14 protein-coding genes are annotated in these 16,562 nt (G+C 59.8%); 6 read left to right on the forward strand and 8 right to left on the reverse strand.

Annotated elements, in window-relative coordinates:
* The first annotated feature begins 72 nt into the window (after positions 1–72).
* Positions 73–1,974: a PhoX family protein gene (locus ACODS3_RS05215; RefSeq protein ID WP_489033831.1), complete on the forward strand. Its 1,902-nt coding sequence runs from the start codon at positions 73–75 to the stop codon at positions 1,972–1,974.
* 81 nt (positions 1,975–2,055) lie between these two features.
* Here ACODS3_RS05215 and ACODS3_RS05220 read toward each other — a convergent pair whose 3' ends face one another.
* From ACODS3_RS05220 to ACODS3_RS05245, 6 genes are read right to left on the reverse strand one after another with little or no spacing between them, the layout of a single operon-like run.
* Entirely contained in the window at positions 2,056–2,889 is an 834-nt protein-coding gene (locus ACODS3_RS05220; RefSeq protein ID WP_489033576.1) for a phosphodiesterase, read from the reverse strand.
* 24 nt (positions 2,890–2,913) lie between these two features.
* Positions 2,914–3,945 (reverse strand): ABC transporter ATP-binding protein, encoded by a 1,032-nt coding sequence (locus tag ACODS3_RS05225; protein WP_489033578.1) that lies wholly within the window; start codon positions 3,943–3,945, stop codon positions 2,914–2,916.
* A complete protein-coding gene (locus ACODS3_RS05230; protein ID WP_201005122.1) occupies positions 3,942–4,736 on the reverse strand; it encodes an ABC transporter permease in 795 nt (264 codons plus the stop codon). The genes ACODS3_RS05225 and ACODS3_RS05230 overlap by 4 nt, the downstream gene beginning before the upstream one ends.
* Positions 4,733–5,602 (reverse strand): ABC transporter permease, encoded by an 870-nt coding sequence (locus ACODS3_RS05235; RefSeq protein WP_489033580.1) that lies wholly within the window; start codon positions 5,600–5,602, stop codon positions 4,733–4,735. The genes ACODS3_RS05230 and ACODS3_RS05235 overlap by 4 nt, the downstream gene beginning before the upstream one ends.
* Positions 5,602–6,603 (reverse strand): ABC transporter substrate-binding protein, encoded by a 1,002-nt coding sequence (locus ACODS3_RS05240; protein WP_489033582.1) that lies wholly within the window; start codon positions 6,601–6,603, stop codon positions 5,602–5,604. The genes ACODS3_RS05235 and ACODS3_RS05240 overlap by 1 nt, the downstream gene beginning before the upstream one ends.
* A gap of 10 nt (positions 6,604–6,613) precedes the next feature.
* Positions 6,614–7,606, reverse strand: a complete 993-nt coding sequence (locus ACODS3_RS05245; RefSeq protein ID WP_489033584.1) for a substrate-binding domain-containing protein — start codon at positions 7,604–7,606, stop codon at positions 6,614–6,616.
* A gap of 193 nt (positions 7,607–7,799) precedes the next feature.
* Between ACODS3_RS05245 and ACODS3_RS05250 the strand changes: the two genes are divergently transcribed.
* Together ACODS3_RS05250 and rarD are read left to right on the forward strand one after the other, a co-directional pair.
* A complete protein-coding gene (locus ACODS3_RS05250; protein ID WP_489033586.1) occupies positions 7,800–8,774 on the forward strand; it encodes a serine/threonine protein kinase in 975 nt (324 codons plus the stop codon).
* A 92-nt stretch (positions 8,775–8,866) separates the two neighbouring features.
* Complete coding sequence (gene rarD, locus ACODS3_RS05255; RefSeq protein ID WP_304574745.1) at positions 8,867–9,754, forward strand: EamA family transporter RarD; 888 nt, start codon at positions 8,867–8,869, stop codon at positions 9,752–9,754.
* A 236-nt stretch (positions 9,755–9,990) separates the two neighbouring features.
* On the opposite strand, the gene ACODS3_RS05260 is transcribed toward rarD, so the two are convergent.
* Positions 9,991–10,509, reverse strand: coding sequence for a glycine cleavage system transcriptional repressor (locus ACODS3_RS05260; protein ID WP_201005134.1), 519 nt, complete (start codon positions 10,507–10,509; stop codon positions 9,991–9,993).
* 319 nt (positions 10,510–10,828) lie between these two features.
* Here ACODS3_RS05260 and ACODS3_RS05265 point away from each other — a divergent pair, with 319 nt between their 5' ends.
* Entirely contained in the window at positions 10,829–13,003 is a 2,175-nt protein-coding gene (locus ACODS3_RS05265) for a malate synthase G (RefSeq protein ID WP_489033588.1), read from the forward strand.
* Between the two features lie 152 nt (positions 13,004–13,155).
* Here the strand turns inward: ACODS3_RS05265 and ACODS3_RS05270 are convergent, their stop codons facing one another.
* Positions 13,156–13,602, reverse strand: coding sequence for a response regulator (locus ACODS3_RS05270; RefSeq protein WP_201005136.1), 447 nt, complete (start codon positions 13,600–13,602; stop codon positions 13,156–13,158).
* A 233-nt stretch (positions 13,603–13,835) separates the two neighbouring features.
* Between ACODS3_RS05270 and ACODS3_RS05275 the strand changes: the two genes are divergently transcribed.
* Complete coding sequence (locus ACODS3_RS05275; RefSeq protein ID WP_489033590.1) at positions 13,836–15,770, forward strand: DUF294 nucleotidyltransferase-like domain-containing protein; 1,935 nt, start codon at positions 13,836–13,838, stop codon at positions 15,768–15,770.
* The gene (locus ACODS3_RS05280) at positions 15,767–16,480 is read left to right on the forward strand and encodes a 3'-5' exonuclease (RefSeq protein ID WP_489033592.1); all 714 of its coding nucleotides are present in this window, start codon (positions 15,767–15,769) and stop codon (positions 16,478–16,480) included. Before ACODS3_RS05275 ends, ACODS3_RS05280 begins: the two co-directional genes overlap by 4 nt.
* Positions 16,481–16,562: the final 82 nt, after the last annotated feature.

Here is a 16,562-nt window from a genome sequence, read left to right on the forward strand (position 1 = left end):
CGTCATCCTCTCGACACAATTTCGTCATATGCGGCAATTATCGTGGCTGCCACCTCTGTGGGAGCCGTGATGATGAAACTATTAGAAGAAAATCAATCAACCGACCTCGAAAAGATGGTCGGCCTCACTCGTCGTGGATTCATTGGCGCAGGCGCACTGTGCGGTGCTGCGATGTTTCTGGGCGGCAACCTGCTGACCCGCAGCGCACTGGCCACCAGTGTCAGCGCCGCATCGGGCAAGCTGCTGGGCTTTGACAGCATTCCAGCCGCCACGGCAGATACCATCAGCCTGCCGCCAGGCTATAAATCCTCGGTTCTCATCAGTTGGGGCCAGCCCTTGCAGGCAGGCGGTCCGGCTTTCGACCCGAGCGGCAAAGGCACCGCCAAGGCGCAGGAAGTGCAGTTCGGCGACAACAACGATGGCATGAGCCTGTTCCCGATGCCCGGCCATAAGGACCGGGCGCTGATGGCGATCAACAACGAATACACCAACTACCGCTACCTCTTCGATCATGGCAAGGAGCCGCAATCGGCTGAAGAAGTGCAGAAGGCACTGGCCGCCGAGGGCGTATCGGTCATCGAAGTCCAGCAGAAGAACGGCCAGTGGCAGTTCGTGCAGGATTCAAAATACAACCGTCGCATTCATGGCAACACGCCCATCGACCTGAGCGGCCCGGCTGCCGGCCATGAATGGCTCAAGACCGATGCCGACAAGGCAGGCAAGCATGCCTTGGGCACCTTCCAGAACTGCGCCAACGGCAAGACGCCATGGGGCACTTACCTGACCTGCGAAGAGAACTTCACCGACTGTTTCGGCAGCAGCAATCCAGAGCAGAAGTTCGATGCGGGCCTCAAGCGTTACGGCGTCGTGGCTGCCAGCAAGGACATCAACTGGCATCAACACGATCCGCGCTTCGATGTGGCCAAGAATCCCAACGAAGTCAATCGTCACGGCTGGGTGGTAGAGATCGATCCATTCGACCCGAAATCCACACCGCTCAAACGTACCGCACTGGGCCGCTTCAAGCATGAAAACGCCGCACTGACCGAAACCAAGGGCGGTCGCGTCGTGGTGTACATGGGCGACGACGAGCGTGGCGAGTTCATCTACAAGTTCATCAGCCGCGACAAGATCGACCACCAGGACCCCAAGGCCAACCGCAACCTGCTGGATCACGGCACGCTGTATGTGGCGCAGTTCGACGGCGGCGACAACAACCCGGATCGTCCGAAAGGCAAAGGCCAGTGGATCGAGCTGACACACGGCAAGAACGGCCTGGATGCCGCTGCCGGCTTCAACAGCCAGGCCGAAGTGCTGATTCATGCACGTCTGGCCGCCAGCGTGGTGAAAGCCACACGCATGGACCGTCCGGAATGGATCGTGGTCAGCCCCAAGGATGGCCAGGTCTATTGCACCCTCACCAACAACGCCAAGCGCGGCGATGACGGCCAGCCCGTTGGCGGACCTAACCCGAGAGCCAAGAACCAGTACGGACAGATCCTGCGCTGGAAGGAAGCCGAAGATAATGCATCGGCCATGGAGTTCGAGTGGGATCTGTTCGTGGTCGCGGGCAACCCGGTCGTACATGCCGGCAAGCCACAAGGCGGGTCGAGCAACGTCAATGCCCAGAACATGTTCAACAGCCCGGACGGCCTGAGCTTCGACGAAGCGGGTCGCCTGTGGATACAGACCGACGGCGACTCCAGCAACAAGGGTGACTTCGCTGGCATGGGTAATAACCAGATGCTCTGCGCCGACCCGCACAGCGGTGAAATCCGCCGCTTCCTGGTCGGACCGATCGGTTGCGAAGTGACCGGCATCAGCTTCGCGCCGGACTACAAGACGATGTTCGTGGGGATTCAGCACCCTGGCGAAAACGGCGGATCCACCTTCCCCGAGCACCTGCCCGACGGCAAACCACGGTCCTCGGTGATGGTGATTACCCGCGAAGATGGCGGCATCATCGGCGCCTGATCCAATCGCCTCCACACGGGTATTTATCCCGTAGGAGCGAATTCATTCGCGAATGAATTCGCTCCTACGCCTGTCGGGATATCAGTCAATCAACCCGTTGGCATCATAAAAAGGGTACGGCCCTTCGTAATCGCCAAACACTGCGTTATGGGTCACCAGACCGTCTTGCGGATGCCAGCGATGCAGCAGGTAACCCGCCGGTTCCAGATTGAAATGCGCCGGTGCCGATTCTTCAAGGTCGAGCACGATCTGATGTGAAGTACCGGGGCAAACACACGCCATGCTGCCGCCAAACCGACGCTGCATCGGTCGGTGCAGATGCCCGCACAGCAAACGCTCGACTTGAGGGTGCAAGGCAATCAACTGCTCCAGGGCCGCCGCATTGCCAAAAGGCTGAAGGTCCATATGGCCGATGCCGCTGATAAACGGCGGATGGTGCAGGATCAACACTGTCGGAACATCGGGTCGTCGGGATAACTGGGTGTGCAGCCAATCGAGCTGGCAGTAATCCAGCCGCCCGCCATGCTCTCCCGGAATGGTCGAATCCATGCCGATCAGGCGCACGAGATACTGCTCGACCACCCAGTCCAGCGGCGCGCTTGCCGATAGCGGCAAATACATGTGATCGGCAAAAGCGGCCAGCAGATGCTCACGGTCATCATGATTGCCGGGCACCAGATAGAACGGCATATGCAAACGCTCCAGCTCCGGCTTGAGCACGGCATATTCGTCAGCGCGACCGAAATCCACCAGGTCCCCGCTGACAACCACGATATCGGGGCGAGGTGTACTGGCGTTGATATGTTCAACCGCACGACGCAAAGCACCCAGAGTATCCACGACACCATAGGTCAGACGCCCACCGGCTTTGAGGTGCAGGTCGCTGATTTGAGCGATGAGAAAGGGACGATTCAAAATGATCTCTCGGTTAGAACGGCGTCACGAAGACAGGGTAAACAGCGCTTGAGGCTCGACGCTCAAGGCAATAGAGGCACCGGCGGCATGGATGACATTGTCTGAACTGTCCACCAACAGCGGCTGCGCACCACCAACATCCACCAGCAAGCGGCTTTGCGCGCCCTGGAAAAACTGCCCCACCAATCGGCCTTGCAGATGCCCACTGGCGGACGTCACGCGCAGGTGCTCCGGGCGGCAATAGACGATGGTCGGTGCCTGAGCAGCATTCCAGGGCAACTCGCCGCCACTGACTTTCAAACCAAGTGGCGTACGCTCAAGCACGCTGAAAGCGTTGAGGTTGCCGACGAAACCGGCCACAAAGGCATTGGCAGGTTGTTGATAGATTTCCCGCGGGCTGGCCAGTTGTGCGACGCGGCCTTTTTCCATGACCAGAATGCGATCACCCAGCGCCATGGCTTCGCCCTGATCGTGGGTGACAAACACGGATGTGATCCCCAGGCCACGCAGCAGTTGATCAAGTTCACTGCGCAAACGCTCACGCAACTGGGCATCCAGCGCAGCAAGCGGCTCATCCAGCAACAGCACGCGAGGACGAGCCGCCAGGGCGCGAGCCAATGCCACGCGCTGACGCTGCCCGCCGGACAGTTCGTGAATGCTGCGCTTGCCATGATCGTGCAGGCCCACCAGCTCCAGCAGTTCGGTGCAGCGCTTGTTGCGCTCGGCGGGCGACATGCCGCGAATCTTCAGGCCATAAACGATATTGCCCGCCACATCGAGATTGGGAAACAGCGCATAGTTCTGGAACACCATCCCCACATCGCGCCGCTCGATAGGCAAGCGCGTGACATCCTGATCGTCGAACAGCACTTGCCCGACATCCGGGCGCTCAAGCCCGGCAATCAAGCGCAAGGTGGTGGTCTTGCCGCACCCGGAAGGCCCGAGAATGGCCAGGGTTTCGCCCGGTTCTATGGTCAGGTGCAAATCATGTACAGCGACCGTGCCGTCAGGAAACGCCTTGCGGCAACCCTGCAGGCGTATGGTGGTTCCGCTCATCGGCTCTCTCCACGGGCAAGACGGGCACTGATGGCCTGCAATGCAATAAGCAGCGGCACGATCAGCAACAGAAATAGAAGGGTGTAGGCGCTGGCAACTTCCAGGCGCGCCGAGGCATAGCTGTCGGCCAGCCCGACAGGCAGGGTTTTGGTCATGGGGGTGTGGAGCATCCAGGTCAGGTTGAACTCGCCCAGCGACAAGGTCACGACCATCAACACGCCCGCAAGAATCCCGGCCCGGCAGTTGGGCACTACCACGCTGAAAAAACGCTTGAGCGGCCCTGCCCCCAGGCTGGCAGCGGCCTCTTCGAGAACCGGCAGTTGCTGACGCTGCATCACGGCCATGACCGGACGAACCAGAAACGGCAAGGTGAACAGCACATGGCCCACCAGAATGAACAACCAACTGCCGCGAAAATCACCGAACTGCCCATAAGTCAGCAGCAACGCCAAGGCGCTGGCCAGGCCCGGCATGGCAACGGGCAAGACCATCAGCTCCTCGAAAGCGCGACTGAAACGGTTATTCATCCGCACCAGCGCATATGCCGCAGGCACACCGATCAGACACACACAAAAGGCACAGGCCAACGCCAGTTGCAGCGACAGCCAGACCGTCGGCGAATAGGCCTGCCAGACTTGCAACAGCCAATCGAAGGTCAGGCCACTGGACAGGCCCTGAAAGTAATTGCGCGTCAGGCCGGCCAGCAGTGACAACACTACCGGGACCAACATGAACGCGCAGACCAACAGGGTAAAAAGCAGTTGTGCAGCAAACAGTGCAGGACGTTTCACAGAGCGGCTCCTGAAGTCTTGGCCAGACGACGAGCCACCAGCAGGACCGCCCAGGTCACCGCACCGAGAATCACGGACAATGCCGCAGCCACGATGAAGTTGGCGTAGTTGGTGAACACGTTATAGATCGCGACCGGCGTGACGTTCAGTCGGGTCCCGAGTGTGAACGCCGTACCGAAAGCGCCCATGGAAGTCGCGAAACAGATTGCGCCACAAGACACCAGCGCCGGGGCCAGGCCGGGCACGATCACGTCACAGACCACCCGCCAGTGACCGGCACCCAATGAATGCGCGGCCTCCTCCAGGCTGCGGTCCAGACTTTCGCAGGCAGCCATCACGGTGAGGATCACCCGGGGGATCGAGAAATACAGATAGCCAATGAACAAGCCTGTCAGCGAATAGGCGAAAACCCAGCGCTCACCCGCCAGCTCAAGCCCGAGCGCGGCAAAGATGCCCTGACGCCCGGCCAGCAGGATCACCAGAAAGCCCACGACCACGCCGGGAAACGCCAGCGGAAAGGTCAGCAAGGCCACCAGTGCCGAGCGACCGAAAAAGCGCTGCCGGGCAAGAAACACACCGCTGATACCGCCCACCAGCAAAGCGGCGAGCGTAACCACGACGGCCAGCAGACAGGTCTGCGCAAGACTGCCCAGATATTGAGCGCTGCTCAGCACCTGCCAATAACCACTGTCGCTGCCTTCAGGGCTCTGCCCGCCCAGGACAATCAAGTGCGCAAGCGGCAGCAACCAGAAAGCCAGCAACACCGCCATTGCCGGGGCAAGCGCCACGGCAGCGGTCGGGCGCAGGCACAGCCTGGGGAATCTGCCCGGCCGCACAGTGCCCGCATGCTCCAGCGAGGCTGACATTACTTCACCTCACGCAGATAGCGGGCGGCGAAGGCTTCCTGCACTGTGGCCATTTGCTGGTAATCCACAACGCCGGCACGGGCGTAATCGCTGTCCGGCAGGAACTGAGCCGCCACCTCGGCCGGGACTTTCGAGCGAACAGGGCGCAGATACGCCTTGGCCCAGAGCGCCTGACCGTCATCGGACAGCACAAAATCCAGCACCTTTTCGGCGTTGGCGCGATGCGGCGCCTTGTTGATCATGCTCATGACATACGGCACGCCGATGGTGCCTTCCTGAGGGATCACGAAAGCGACGTTGGCCTTGTCCTTGTAACGGGCGCGATAAGCGTTGAAGTCGTAGTCGATCAGGATCGGCAACTCACCGGACAACACCCGTGCATAAGCAGTCTGCTTGGGCACGATGGGTGAGTTTTTCGCCAGCTTCTGGAAGTAATCGATGGCCGGAGCGAAGTTATCCAGCGTGCCGCCCATGGCCTGGTTGATGGCAACTGCCGACACATAACCGACGAACGCACTGGACGGATCGAGGTAGCCGACCATGCCCTTGTACTCGGGCTTGAGCAGATCCGCCCAGCTCTGAGGCACCGGCAGACCGCCCAGAGCATCGACGTTGACCATGATGCCGAGGGTGCCGGAATGAATCGCGAACCAGTGGCCAGCCGGGTCTTTCAGGCCCGCCGGAATATCATCCCAGTGCCTGGGCTTGTAGGTATCGACGACACCGGCCTTCTGCGCCTGCAAGCCAAAGGTCACGCCGTAATACACCACGTCGGCCACGGGAGCCGCCTGTTCGGCAACGATCTGCGCCAGCGCCTGACCGGAGTTCTTGTTGTCCAGCGGGACCTGTACGCCGGTCTTGTCGGCAATGGCCTTGAGCTGCGTCCCCCAATCAGCCCACTCAGGCGGGCAGTTGTAACAGATAGCGGTTTCAGCGGCCTGAGCCAGACTGGCCACACCACAGAGCAGCAAAGCCGACAGGGTTTTACTGAGACTCAACATGAAGCATCTCCTAATGGGGCTGGGTACTTTCACCGGGCCGGATATGGCACGGCAGACAATGGGAAACCGGTGCCGCCCCGCAGATCTGGGCCAGCAACTGATCGATAACGATCTGTGCCAGCGCCGCAATCGGCTGAACAACGCTGCACAGCGTCGGATGCATCTGGGTGCCGAGGGCGATGCCGTCGAAACCGATGACCGAAAACCGCTCAGGCACGCCGAGACCGTTACGACGCAACTCGGCAATCAGGCTGATCGCCAGCAAATCGTTGGAGCAGACCAGTGCCGTAGGCGCTTGCGGGCCATGCAGCAAAGGCGTGAGAGCGGCAAAGTCGGCGCGGGTGTGGGCGGGCATTTCAATGACCGGCAGCACATCGAGGCCGCGTTCGGTCATGGCATCGCAATAGCCGGCATAACGCAGGCGCGCACGGTCGGACTGCATGGCAGGGCCTGCAACCATGCCGACACGCCGATGCCCGGCATCCAGCAAATAGCGGGTCGCAAGCGCCATGCCCGCTCGGTTATCCACAGACACAGCGCTGTAGTCGGGGTTATCGGTCTGGTGATAGGCCAGTACGAAAGGCGTGTCTTCACTGGCAAGGCTTTGCAACACGAGATTGCGCTCGGCATCGGTCACGGTCAGCACCAACCCGTCCACCCGCTGGCGCAGCAGCTCTTCCACCACTTCGCTTTCGCGCTCGCTGGCGTAATCGGTGGTCGCCAGCAGCAGGTTGTAACCTCGGGTGCGGGCCACACGCTCCATCGCCTGAAACTGCTCGGCAAACACCGGATTGAGCAGGTTAGGCACCACCACTCCAATCAGGTTGGTGGTTTGCAGGCGCAACTGGCGACCAAGGCGGTTGGGGCGAAAACCCAACTCACGGGCAGCCGCAAATACCTGGTCACGAGTGGCAGGGCGCACGACATCGGGGGTAGCGAAGGCTCGCGCAGCCGTGGCTCGCGATACACCGGCCAGGCGTGCAACTTCTTTCAGGTCAGTCATTGTCACTCGCTTGAGATCGATCTCATTGGCGGCGACACTAATCGACGAACATGGCTATCCGACGAACAAACCATGACCGTTTCGTGACGTTGGCGAAAACCTGAAATTAGATTCAAGTGGTTTGGCTGACGGGCATCACTCTGCGTTAACATCACTGGCCCAACGCGGCGACCTGCTGCGCGCAGGAGTCAGCATGACCCACCCATTCGCAACACTCACTCCCGACCTCGTGCTTGATGCAGTAGAAAGCATCGGCTTTCTCAGCGACGCCCGAGTCCTGGCCCTCAACAGCTATGAAAACCGGGTCTATCAAGTCGGCATCGAAGACGAGCAGCCCCTGATCGCCAAGTTCTATCGTCCACAGCGCTGGAGTAACGAGGCGATTCTTGAAGAGCACAGCTTCACCTTCGAGCTGGCGGAGGTCGAAGTGCCAGTAGTCGCGCCTCTGGTGCATGACGGGAAAACCCTTTTCGAGCATGGCGACTTTCGCTTCACACTGTTCCCGCGTCGTGGCGGACGAGCACCCGAGCCGGGCAACCTCGATCAGCTCTATCGTCTGGGCCAGTTGCTGGGGCGCATCCATGCCGTGGGCGCGACCCGGCCGTTCGAGCATCGCGAAGCCCTGGCCGTGAAAAACTTCGGCCATGATTCCCTCGACTACCTGCTGACCAACGACTGCATTCCGCGCAGCCTGCTCCCGGCTTACGAGTCCGTCGCCCGCGACCTGCTCAAGCGGGTCGAGGATGTCTACGCTGCAACGCCACACAGCAATATCCGCATCCATGGCGACTGCCATCCCGGCAACATGATGTGCCGCGATGAGATGTTCCACATTGTCGATCTGGACGACTGCCGTATGGGACCCGCCGTACAGGACATCTGGATGATGCTGGCAGGCGATCGTCAGGAATGTCTGGGACAATTGTCGGAACTGATGGACGGCTACAACGAGTTTCACGACTTCGATCCCGCCGAACTGGCACTCATAGAGCCGTTGCGTGCCCTGCGCCTGATGCATTACAGCGCATGGCTGGCACGGCGCTGGGACGATCCGGCCTTCCCGCGCAGCTTTCCGTGGTTCGGCACCGAGCGTTATTGGGGCGACCACATCCTTGCCTTGCGCGAGCAGTTGTCGGCTCTGAACGAAGAGCCCCTGAAACTGTTCTGACCCCCGCCTTGTGCGTCGCAAGCCCACAACCTGCGACGCATGTGCTGCCACGATAAAAACCAGAAACCTGCTGTTGAGAACAAGGACACCACATGCAAGCTGCCAACCCACGCCGTGGATACATTCTTGGCCTGAGTGCTTACATCATCTGGGGCCTGTTCCCGATGTACTTCAAACTCCTGGCCGCCGTTCCCGCCCTTGAGATCATCATTCACCGGGCGATCTGGTCGGCGTTGTTCGGCTCCCTGCTGCTTCTGGTCTGGAAACATCCCGGCTGGTGGCGCGAGCTGCGCGAGAATCCCGGACGGCTGGCAGTACTGGCGCTCAGCGGCAGCCTGATCGCCTGCAACTGGATGGTGTATGTCTGGGCCGTGAACAACGGGCGTATGGTCGAGGCCAGCCTGGGTTATTACATTAACCCGCTGGTCAACGTACTGCTCGGGATGTTGCTGCTGGGTGAACGCCTGCGGCGGCTGCAATGGCTGGCGGTGCTGCTGGCAGCGGCCGGTGTTGCCCAGCAGGTCTGGCATGTCGGCAATCTGCCGTGGGTGTCGCTGTTATTGCCGCTGACATTCGGCTTCTACGGCCTGATCCGCAAGAAAGCCCCGGTGGCCGCCCTGCCCGGCCTTGTCGTGGAAACCTGGATGCTGGTCCCGCTGGCCCTGGCCTGGCTGCTGCTCACCCCGATGGCACAAACCGCACAGCCTGAGTTCTGGACCACCAGCCAGGCGATATGGCTGGCGGCCGCAGGTCCGGTGACGCTGATCCCGCTGGTATGCTTCAACGCCGCCGCCCGCCACTTGCCCTACACCACACTGGGCTTCCTGCAATACATCGCGCCGACACTGGTGCTGGCACTTGCGGTCCTGCTGTACGGCGAACACCTGAACACCAGCACCATCATCACTTTCGTCTGCATCTGGATAGGCCTGGCGATCTACAGCATCGATGCCTGGCTGAATCTGCGCCGTCGCGCCTGATCAAAAAACATACAACCCTTTGCAAGCCACGTTCTACGTGGCCTGCAAAGGGTTCTCCAACGGTTATCCACAGGCAGGCTCACCTTATTTGTGTACAAGCCATTGAAACTGTTGAATTTTTGATCAATTCCCGCAAAGCCTTGCCCGTCATGGCGCACAAGGCAATCTCCCCAGGTTATCCACAGGCGGATGCACGATTAACTTGGATAACCTGCGAGCAGTGCGATAGCAGCCACTCAAATATCCGTCTTCAACACCAATTCCACCATCAGATCATCCGCCAGGGTTTCGAGCCGGGCCTGTAGATCGTCCAGTGAAAGCGTGAGAGGCACGCCCAGTACGGCGTCGGCGTGGAACAGCAGTTCGCTGCTCATGGGTGCCGGGGTGATGTCGGTGATCAGGCTTTCGACGTTGACGCCCTGCCCGGTCAGCAAGCGGGTGATATCACGAACGATGCCGGGGCGGTCATTGCCGACAAGCTGCATGCTGATGGTTTTCCAGGAGCCGAGGGTTTCGGCTGTACTTTCGGCAAGTTGCACATGAATGCCATGAACCGTCAGCACCCGCAGGGCCTGGATCAGTTCATCCTGGCTTTCAGGCGAGACGCCAACCCGCAGGATACCGGCGAATTGCCCGGCCATGCGCGACATGCGGCTCTCCAGCCAGTTGCCGCCATGATCGGCGATGCATTGGGCGATACGCTCGACCTGCCCGGGCTTGTCGGGTGCAACCACAGTGACTACGAGATGATTCACAGGTGACTACCTCTGCTTTCAAAAAGACTCCGCCAGACCTCGGCGGGTGTCGCGAAAGTATAGGCAAGGTTCACACAGGCACTGCAAAGCGCAGAACGTGTACCGTTTTGATAATTATCTGGAACAATCGTCGTCATTTTTGAGAACATCCGGGTCGGCAGCGTGACTGGTCGTGAAACTTCAGTCGTTTGATGACATATTCATTCCCCATCGCTGCTCCTCATGTAGTATTCCGCGGCGCGCACTACATAACACCGAAACCAATAACAGAGCGCTCCTTGAGTGAGCTCGACCTGCTGAGCAGAGTGAGGCAAGTGCAATGACTGAGTACGTTCAAGTCGGTGACCTGCAGGTCGCCAAAGTCCTGTTCGACTTCGTGCAGAACGAAGCCACCCCGGGAACCGGCGTCGATGCCGCAGCGTTCTGGGCCGGGGCGGACAAACTGATCCATGAGCTTGCGCCCAAGAACAGAGCCCTGCTCGCCAAACGTGATGACTTGCAGGCAAGAATCGATGCCTGGCACCAGTCCAACGCCGCACAGGCCCACGACGCCTCGGCTTACAAAGCTTTCCTTCAGGAAATCGGTTATCTGCTGCCAGAAGCGGCAGATTTCCGGATCACGACACAAAACGTCGATGAAGAAATTGCCACCATGGCCGGCCCGCAACTGGTCGTGCCGGTGATGAATGCCCGCTTCGCCCTCAATGCCTCCAATGCACGCTGGGGCTCGCTGTACGACGCGCTCTATGGCACCGATGCCATCAGCGAAGAAGGCGGGGCCGAAAAGGGCAAGGGCTACAACAAGGTTCGCGGTGACAAGGTGATTGCCTTCGCCCGCGCCTTCCTCGACGAGGCCGCCCCTCTGGCGGCTGGCTCACACGTGGATTCAACCGCTTATAAACTGATCGATGGCAAACTGGTCATCAGCCTCAAGGGCGGCAGCAATACCGGCCTCAAGGACGACGCGCAACTGATCGGTTTCCAGGGCGATCCTTCTGCACCGCTGGCCATTCTGCTCAAGCACAACGGCCTGCACTTCGAGATCCAGATCGATGCTTCCAGCCCGGTCGGCCTGACAGACCCGGCAGGTGTGAAAGACATCCTGATGGAAGCCGCGCTGACCACCATCATGGACTGCGAAGACTCCATCGCCGCAGTCGATGCCGACGACAAGGTCGTGGTGTATCGCAACTGGCTGGGCCTGATGAAAGGTGACCTGGCCGAAGAAGTGGCCAAGGGCGGTGAAACCTTCACCCGCACCATGAACCCCGATCGCGTCTACACCACGCCCGAGGGCAACGACGTCACGCTGCATGGCCGCTCGCTGCTGTTCATCCGCAACGTGGGTCACCTGATGACCATCGATGCGATCCTGGACAAACAGGGCAACGAAGTGCCCGAAGGCATTCTCGACGGCCTGCTGACCAGCCTCGCTGCGATCCATAACCTCAATGGCAATACGTCGCGCAGCAACAGCCGCAGCGGCTCCGTGTACATCGTCAAACCCAAGATGCATGGCCCGGAAGAAGCCGCATTCACCAATGAGCTGTTCGGCCGCATCGAACAAGTCCTGGGCTTGCCGCGCAACACGCTGAAAGTCGGCATCATGGACGAAGAACGCCGCACCACGGTCAACCTCAAGGCCTGTATCCAGGCGGCGAGCGAGCGCGTGGTGTTCATCAACACCGGTTTCCTGGACCGCACGGGCGACGAAATCCACACCTCCATGGAAGCAGGCCCGGTCGTTCGCAAGGCGCAGATGAAGGCCGAGAAATGGATCGGTGCCTACGAGAACTCCAACGTCGATATCGGCCTGAAGTGCGGCCTGCAAGGCCGGGCACAGATCGGCAAGGGCATGTGGGCCATGCCAGACCTGATGGCGGCGATGCTGGAACAGAAAATCGCGCACCCTCTGGCTGGCGCAAACACCGCCTGGGTGCCTTCGCCTACAGCGGCAGCCCTGCACGCCTTGCACTATCACAAGGTCGACGTGTTCGCCCGTCAGGCCGAGCTGGCGCAACGAGTGCCCGCTTCGGTGGATGACATCCTCACCATTCCGCTGGCGCCACAGGTCAACTGGACACCGGAAGAGATTCAGAACGAACTGGACAACAATGCCCAGGGCATTCTTGGCTATGTCGTACGCTGGATCGATCAGGGTGTGGGTTGCTCGAAAGTGCCGGATATCAATGACATCGGCCTGATGGAAGACCGCGCAACGCTGCGCATCTCCAGCCAGCACATGGCCAACTGGCTGCGTCATGGCGTGGTCAACGAAGCCCAGGTACTGGAAAGCCTCAAGCGCATGGCGCCGGTGGTGGATCGGCAGAACGCCAACGACCCGCTATATCGCCCGCTGGCGCCGGACTTCGATAGCAATATCGCGTTCCAGGCCGCCATCGAGCTGGTGATAGAAGGCACAAAGCAGCCTAACGGTTACACCGAGCCGGTGCTGCATCGCCGTCGTCGGGAGTTCAAGGCTCAAAACCGGTAGCGGTTTTCGCGACTGAAGTCGCGAAAGCTCTAAGCCTCAAGCTACAAGCGGCAAGTTAAGAGCACAGCGCGTACACCACCCGCTTTTTCTTGCAGCTTGAAGCTTAGAGCTTGCAGCTCAATCTCTCCTACGCGCAGGGAGCGACTTCAGGCTCAGGTCATCCCCAGCTCACGCTTCACCAACCGCACAAGCTGCTTGGTATTGAGCGGCTTGAGCAGGAAGTCCACCACGCTCAAGTGCATGGCATCGATGGCATCGCGCACGTTGGCATCGCCTGAAACGATGATGATCGGCAAGGCGGCGCGTTCGGAATCGCGGACCTGGCGGATCAGGTCAAGCCCGTCGCAAGGCGCCATGCGCAGATCGGTGATCAACAGGCCTATGGACTGCTTGGTTTCAAGCAGCTCCATGGCGCTATTGCCACCACCGGCCGTCATGCAACTGATGTCATTGAGACTAAGAATTTCGGCCAGCAACTCGCGAGCATCGCTGTCGTCGTCGACGATCAGCACACGCTGCGGCAAATCACGATTGGGCTGGAGCATGACCTCTGTAAGGGCATCACGCTCTTCATCGCTCAAGATGTCGTGGTCACTCATTACCGTCTCATCATTCCCTGGACTAATTCTGACAGCAGATCAGGTTAAACCTGCGGCGCACTTCAAAGGCTTCCCAGCCGGATATTCGAGCGCGATCCCATGCGTTCGTCAAAACTGTTCTACAAGAACCCCGGCACCGGAGCACTACCCACAGCGTAAGACTTACGTCCAATGGGCACTGCGACGGAAGCGGCCGACCATGACCACCAATAACAAAAACGCGGTAGACGGTCATGAGCAAAGCCGACGCTTTCAACCAGGCAGGCAAGACAGCGGTGTTGCAGAACATTCACGGCACCATGCAGTTCCTGCAAAAATTCCCGCCGTTCAATCAGATGGAAAACGCCCATCTTGCGTACCTGGTTGAACAGTGTCAGCTACGTTTTTACGCCAGCGACGAGAGCATCATCAAGCCAGCCGATGGTCCAGTAGAGCACTTTTATATCGTTAAGCAAGGGCGAGTGGTAGGGGAACGACCACATTCGGCCAAAGGCGGCACCGAAACCACCTTTGAAATCACCACCGGAGAATGCTTCCCGCTGGCGGCTCTGTTGGGCGAACGGGCAACACGTACCGAACATCTGGCAGCCGAAGATACTTTTTGCCTGCAACTGAACAAACAGGCATTCATCAAGCTGTTTGCACTGTCCACCACCTTCCGGGACTTCGCCTTGCGCGGGGTCAGCAGCCTGCTGGATCAGGTCAACCATCAAGTCCAGCAACGCGCCGTGGAAACCCTGGGCACTCAATATTCCCTGAATACCCGCCTTGGCGAATTGGCCATGCGCCATCCGGTGATGTGCAGCCCAGAAACACCGATGCGCGAAGCTGTGAAAATGATGCACGAGCAGCAAGTGGGCAGCATCGTGATAGTCGATGAGCAGCAGGCACCACTGGGCATCTTCACGCTACGCGATTTGCGCGAAGCCGTGGCCGACGTCAATGTCGACTTCAGCCAGGCGATCAAGCACACCATGAGCCCGGCGCCGTTTCACCTGAGCCCCGACGCCAGCGCCTTCGATGCCGCCATCGCCATGACCGGCCGCCACATAGCCCATGTCTGCCTGGTCAAGAGTGGACGCTTGTGCGGCGTAGTGTCAGAGCGCGATCTGTTTTCCCTGCAACGTGTGGACCTGGTGCATCTGGCGCGTACCATCCGTAATGCACCACGGATCGAGGCTCTGACCAATCTGCGCGGCGATATTGTGCAACTGGTCGACCGGATGCTGGCTCACGGCGCCTCTTCAACCCAGATCACCCAGATCATTACCCTGCTCAACGACCACACCGTATGCCGGGTCATCGAACTGACCCTGGAAGAGAAAGGCGATCCCGGCGTGCCTTTCAGTTGGCTGTGCTTCGGCAGCGAAGGACGGCGTGAACAGACGCTGCACACCGATCAGGACAACGGAATCCTGTTTGAAGCCAGTGATGCCGCGCAGGCAGCGGAAATACGCGCGCTGTTGCTGCCCATCGCCGAGCGTATCAACCAGAGCCTTGCCCAGTGCGGCTTCAGCCTGTGTAAAGGCAATATCATGGCCAGTAATCCCGAGCTGTGCCTGTCACGCAGCGAATGGTCCAGACGCTTCTCGGCCTTCATTCGCGAAGCCACACCGGAAAACCTGCTGGCATCGAGCATCTACTTCGATCTGCGGGTGGTCTGGGGCGACGAAGCCGGGTGTGAACAATTGCGTCGCGGCATCCTCGATCAGGTTGCGGACAACCGCCTGTTCCAGCGCATGATGGCCGACAATGCCCTGCGACAGCGCCCGCCGGTCGGGCGTTTCAAGGACTTCGTGCTGGCACGCAAGGGCAGCGACAAGGACACTCTGGACCTCAAGACTGAAGGCCTGACGCCGTTTGTCGATGGTGCCAGACTGCTCGCGCTGGCCAATGGCATCGGTGCCAACAACACGCTGGAGCGACTGCGCCAACTGGTGGAACGCGAGGTCATCGACCCGCTGGACGGTGCCGCCTATGAAGAGGCTTACCACTTCATTCAACAGACCCGCATGCTGCAACATCAACTGCAAAGCCGCCAGAATCTGCCGTACTCCAACCGCATCGACCCTGACACCCTGAACCATCTGGACCGTCGCATTCTGCGCGAGTCATTCCGACAGGCTCAACGCCTGCAAACCAGCCTGACCATGCGTTATCAACTATGAATCTGTTTGAGTGGTTACGACCGCGCCCGAAAAAGACACCTCTGGACAGCCATCAATTGCAGCGTCTGGCAGAACTGCCCGCCTTCGCTCAGCTCAGTGATCAACCGTTGCGCAAACAGCGCTGGGTTGTGCTTGATCTGGAAACCAGCGGCCTGAACATGAACCGCGATCAGGTTCTGTCCATCGGCGCTGTGGTGATCGAGGATGGCGCCATCGACCTTGGCCAGCAGTTCGAGCGCACGATTCTGCGCGTCGATCACAAAGTCAGCCCGGCTGTGCTTATTCATGGCCTGGCGCCCAGTACCATTGCGGCCGGTAGCGAGCCGGTCGAGGCTTTTCTGGACTTTCTGGAGTTCGCGGGCTCAAGCCCGGTGCTGGCTTTCCACGCACCGTTCGACCAGCACATGCTGTCCCGCGCCCTGAGAGACAGCCTGGACTATCGCTTACAGCACCCGTTCTTCGATGTCGCAGATATCGCCCCGATGCTCTGCCCGGACGCAAACCTGCGTCAGGCCGGGCTGGACGACTGGACGAACTTTTTCGGGCTGCATGCCGAAGAGCGCCACCATGCCAGCGCCGACGCACTGGTCACGGCTGAACTGGCCTTGATCCTGTTCAGCCATGCACGCCGCCAGGGCATCGACAGCCCCGCCCGCCTGGAGGAATCCCTGGGTCAATGGCGCAGGCGCAAGCAGAACCATTCGTTTTAATTCCTCGCATCACCCCTTCCTTCAGCACCTGAAATTCTGTCGTCGCGGGCAAGCCCCCTCCCACACAACATCATTCCAATGT

The organism is Pseudomonas sp. FG43 (genome assembly GCF_057809175.1).

Excerpts from the sequence above, each read along its gene's own strand:
- ACODS3_RS05245 (WP_489033584.1), bottom strand. The coding sequence starts at position 7,606 with ATGACTGACCTGAAAGAAGTTGCACGCCTGGCCGGTGTATCGCGAGCC.
- ACODS3_RS05270 (WP_201005136.1), bottom strand. The coding sequence starts at position 13,602 with ATGAGTGACCACGACATCTTGAGCGATGAAGAGCGTGATGCCCTTACA.
- ACODS3_RS05235 (WP_489033580.1), bottom strand. The coding sequence starts at position 5,602 with ATGTCAGCCTCGCTGGAGCATGCGGGCACTGTGCGGCCGGGCAGATTC.
- ACODS3_RS05275 (WP_489033590.1), top strand. The coding sequence starts at position 13,836 with ATGAGCAAAGCCGACGCTTTCAACCAGGCAGGCAAGACAGCGGTGTTG.
- rarD (WP_304574745.1), top strand. The coding sequence starts at position 8,867 with ATGCAAGCTGCCAACCCACGCCGTGGATACATTCTTGGCCTGAGTGCT.
- ACODS3_RS05280 (WP_489033592.1), top strand. The coding sequence starts at position 15,767 with ATGAATCTGTTTGAGTGGTTACGACCGCGCCCGAAAAAGACACCTCTG.
- ACODS3_RS05265 (WP_489033588.1), top strand. The coding sequence starts at position 10,829 with ATGACTGAGTACGTTCAAGTCGGTGACCTGCAGGTCGCCAAAGTCCTG.
- ACODS3_RS05240 (WP_489033582.1), bottom strand. The coding sequence starts at position 6,603 with ATGTTGAGTCTCAGTAAAACCCTGTCGGCTTTGCTGCTCTGTGGTGTG.
- ACODS3_RS05215 (WP_489033831.1), top strand. The coding sequence starts at position 73 with ATGAAACTATTAGAAGAAAATCAATCAACCGACCTCGAAAAGATGGTC.
- ACODS3_RS05225 (WP_489033578.1), bottom strand. The coding sequence starts at position 3,945 with ATGAGCGGAACCACCATACGCCTGCAGGGTTGCCGCAAGGCGTTTCCT.
- ACODS3_RS05250 (WP_489033586.1), top strand. The coding sequence starts at position 7,800 with ATGACCCACCCATTCGCAACACTCACTCCCGACCTCGTGCTTGATGCA.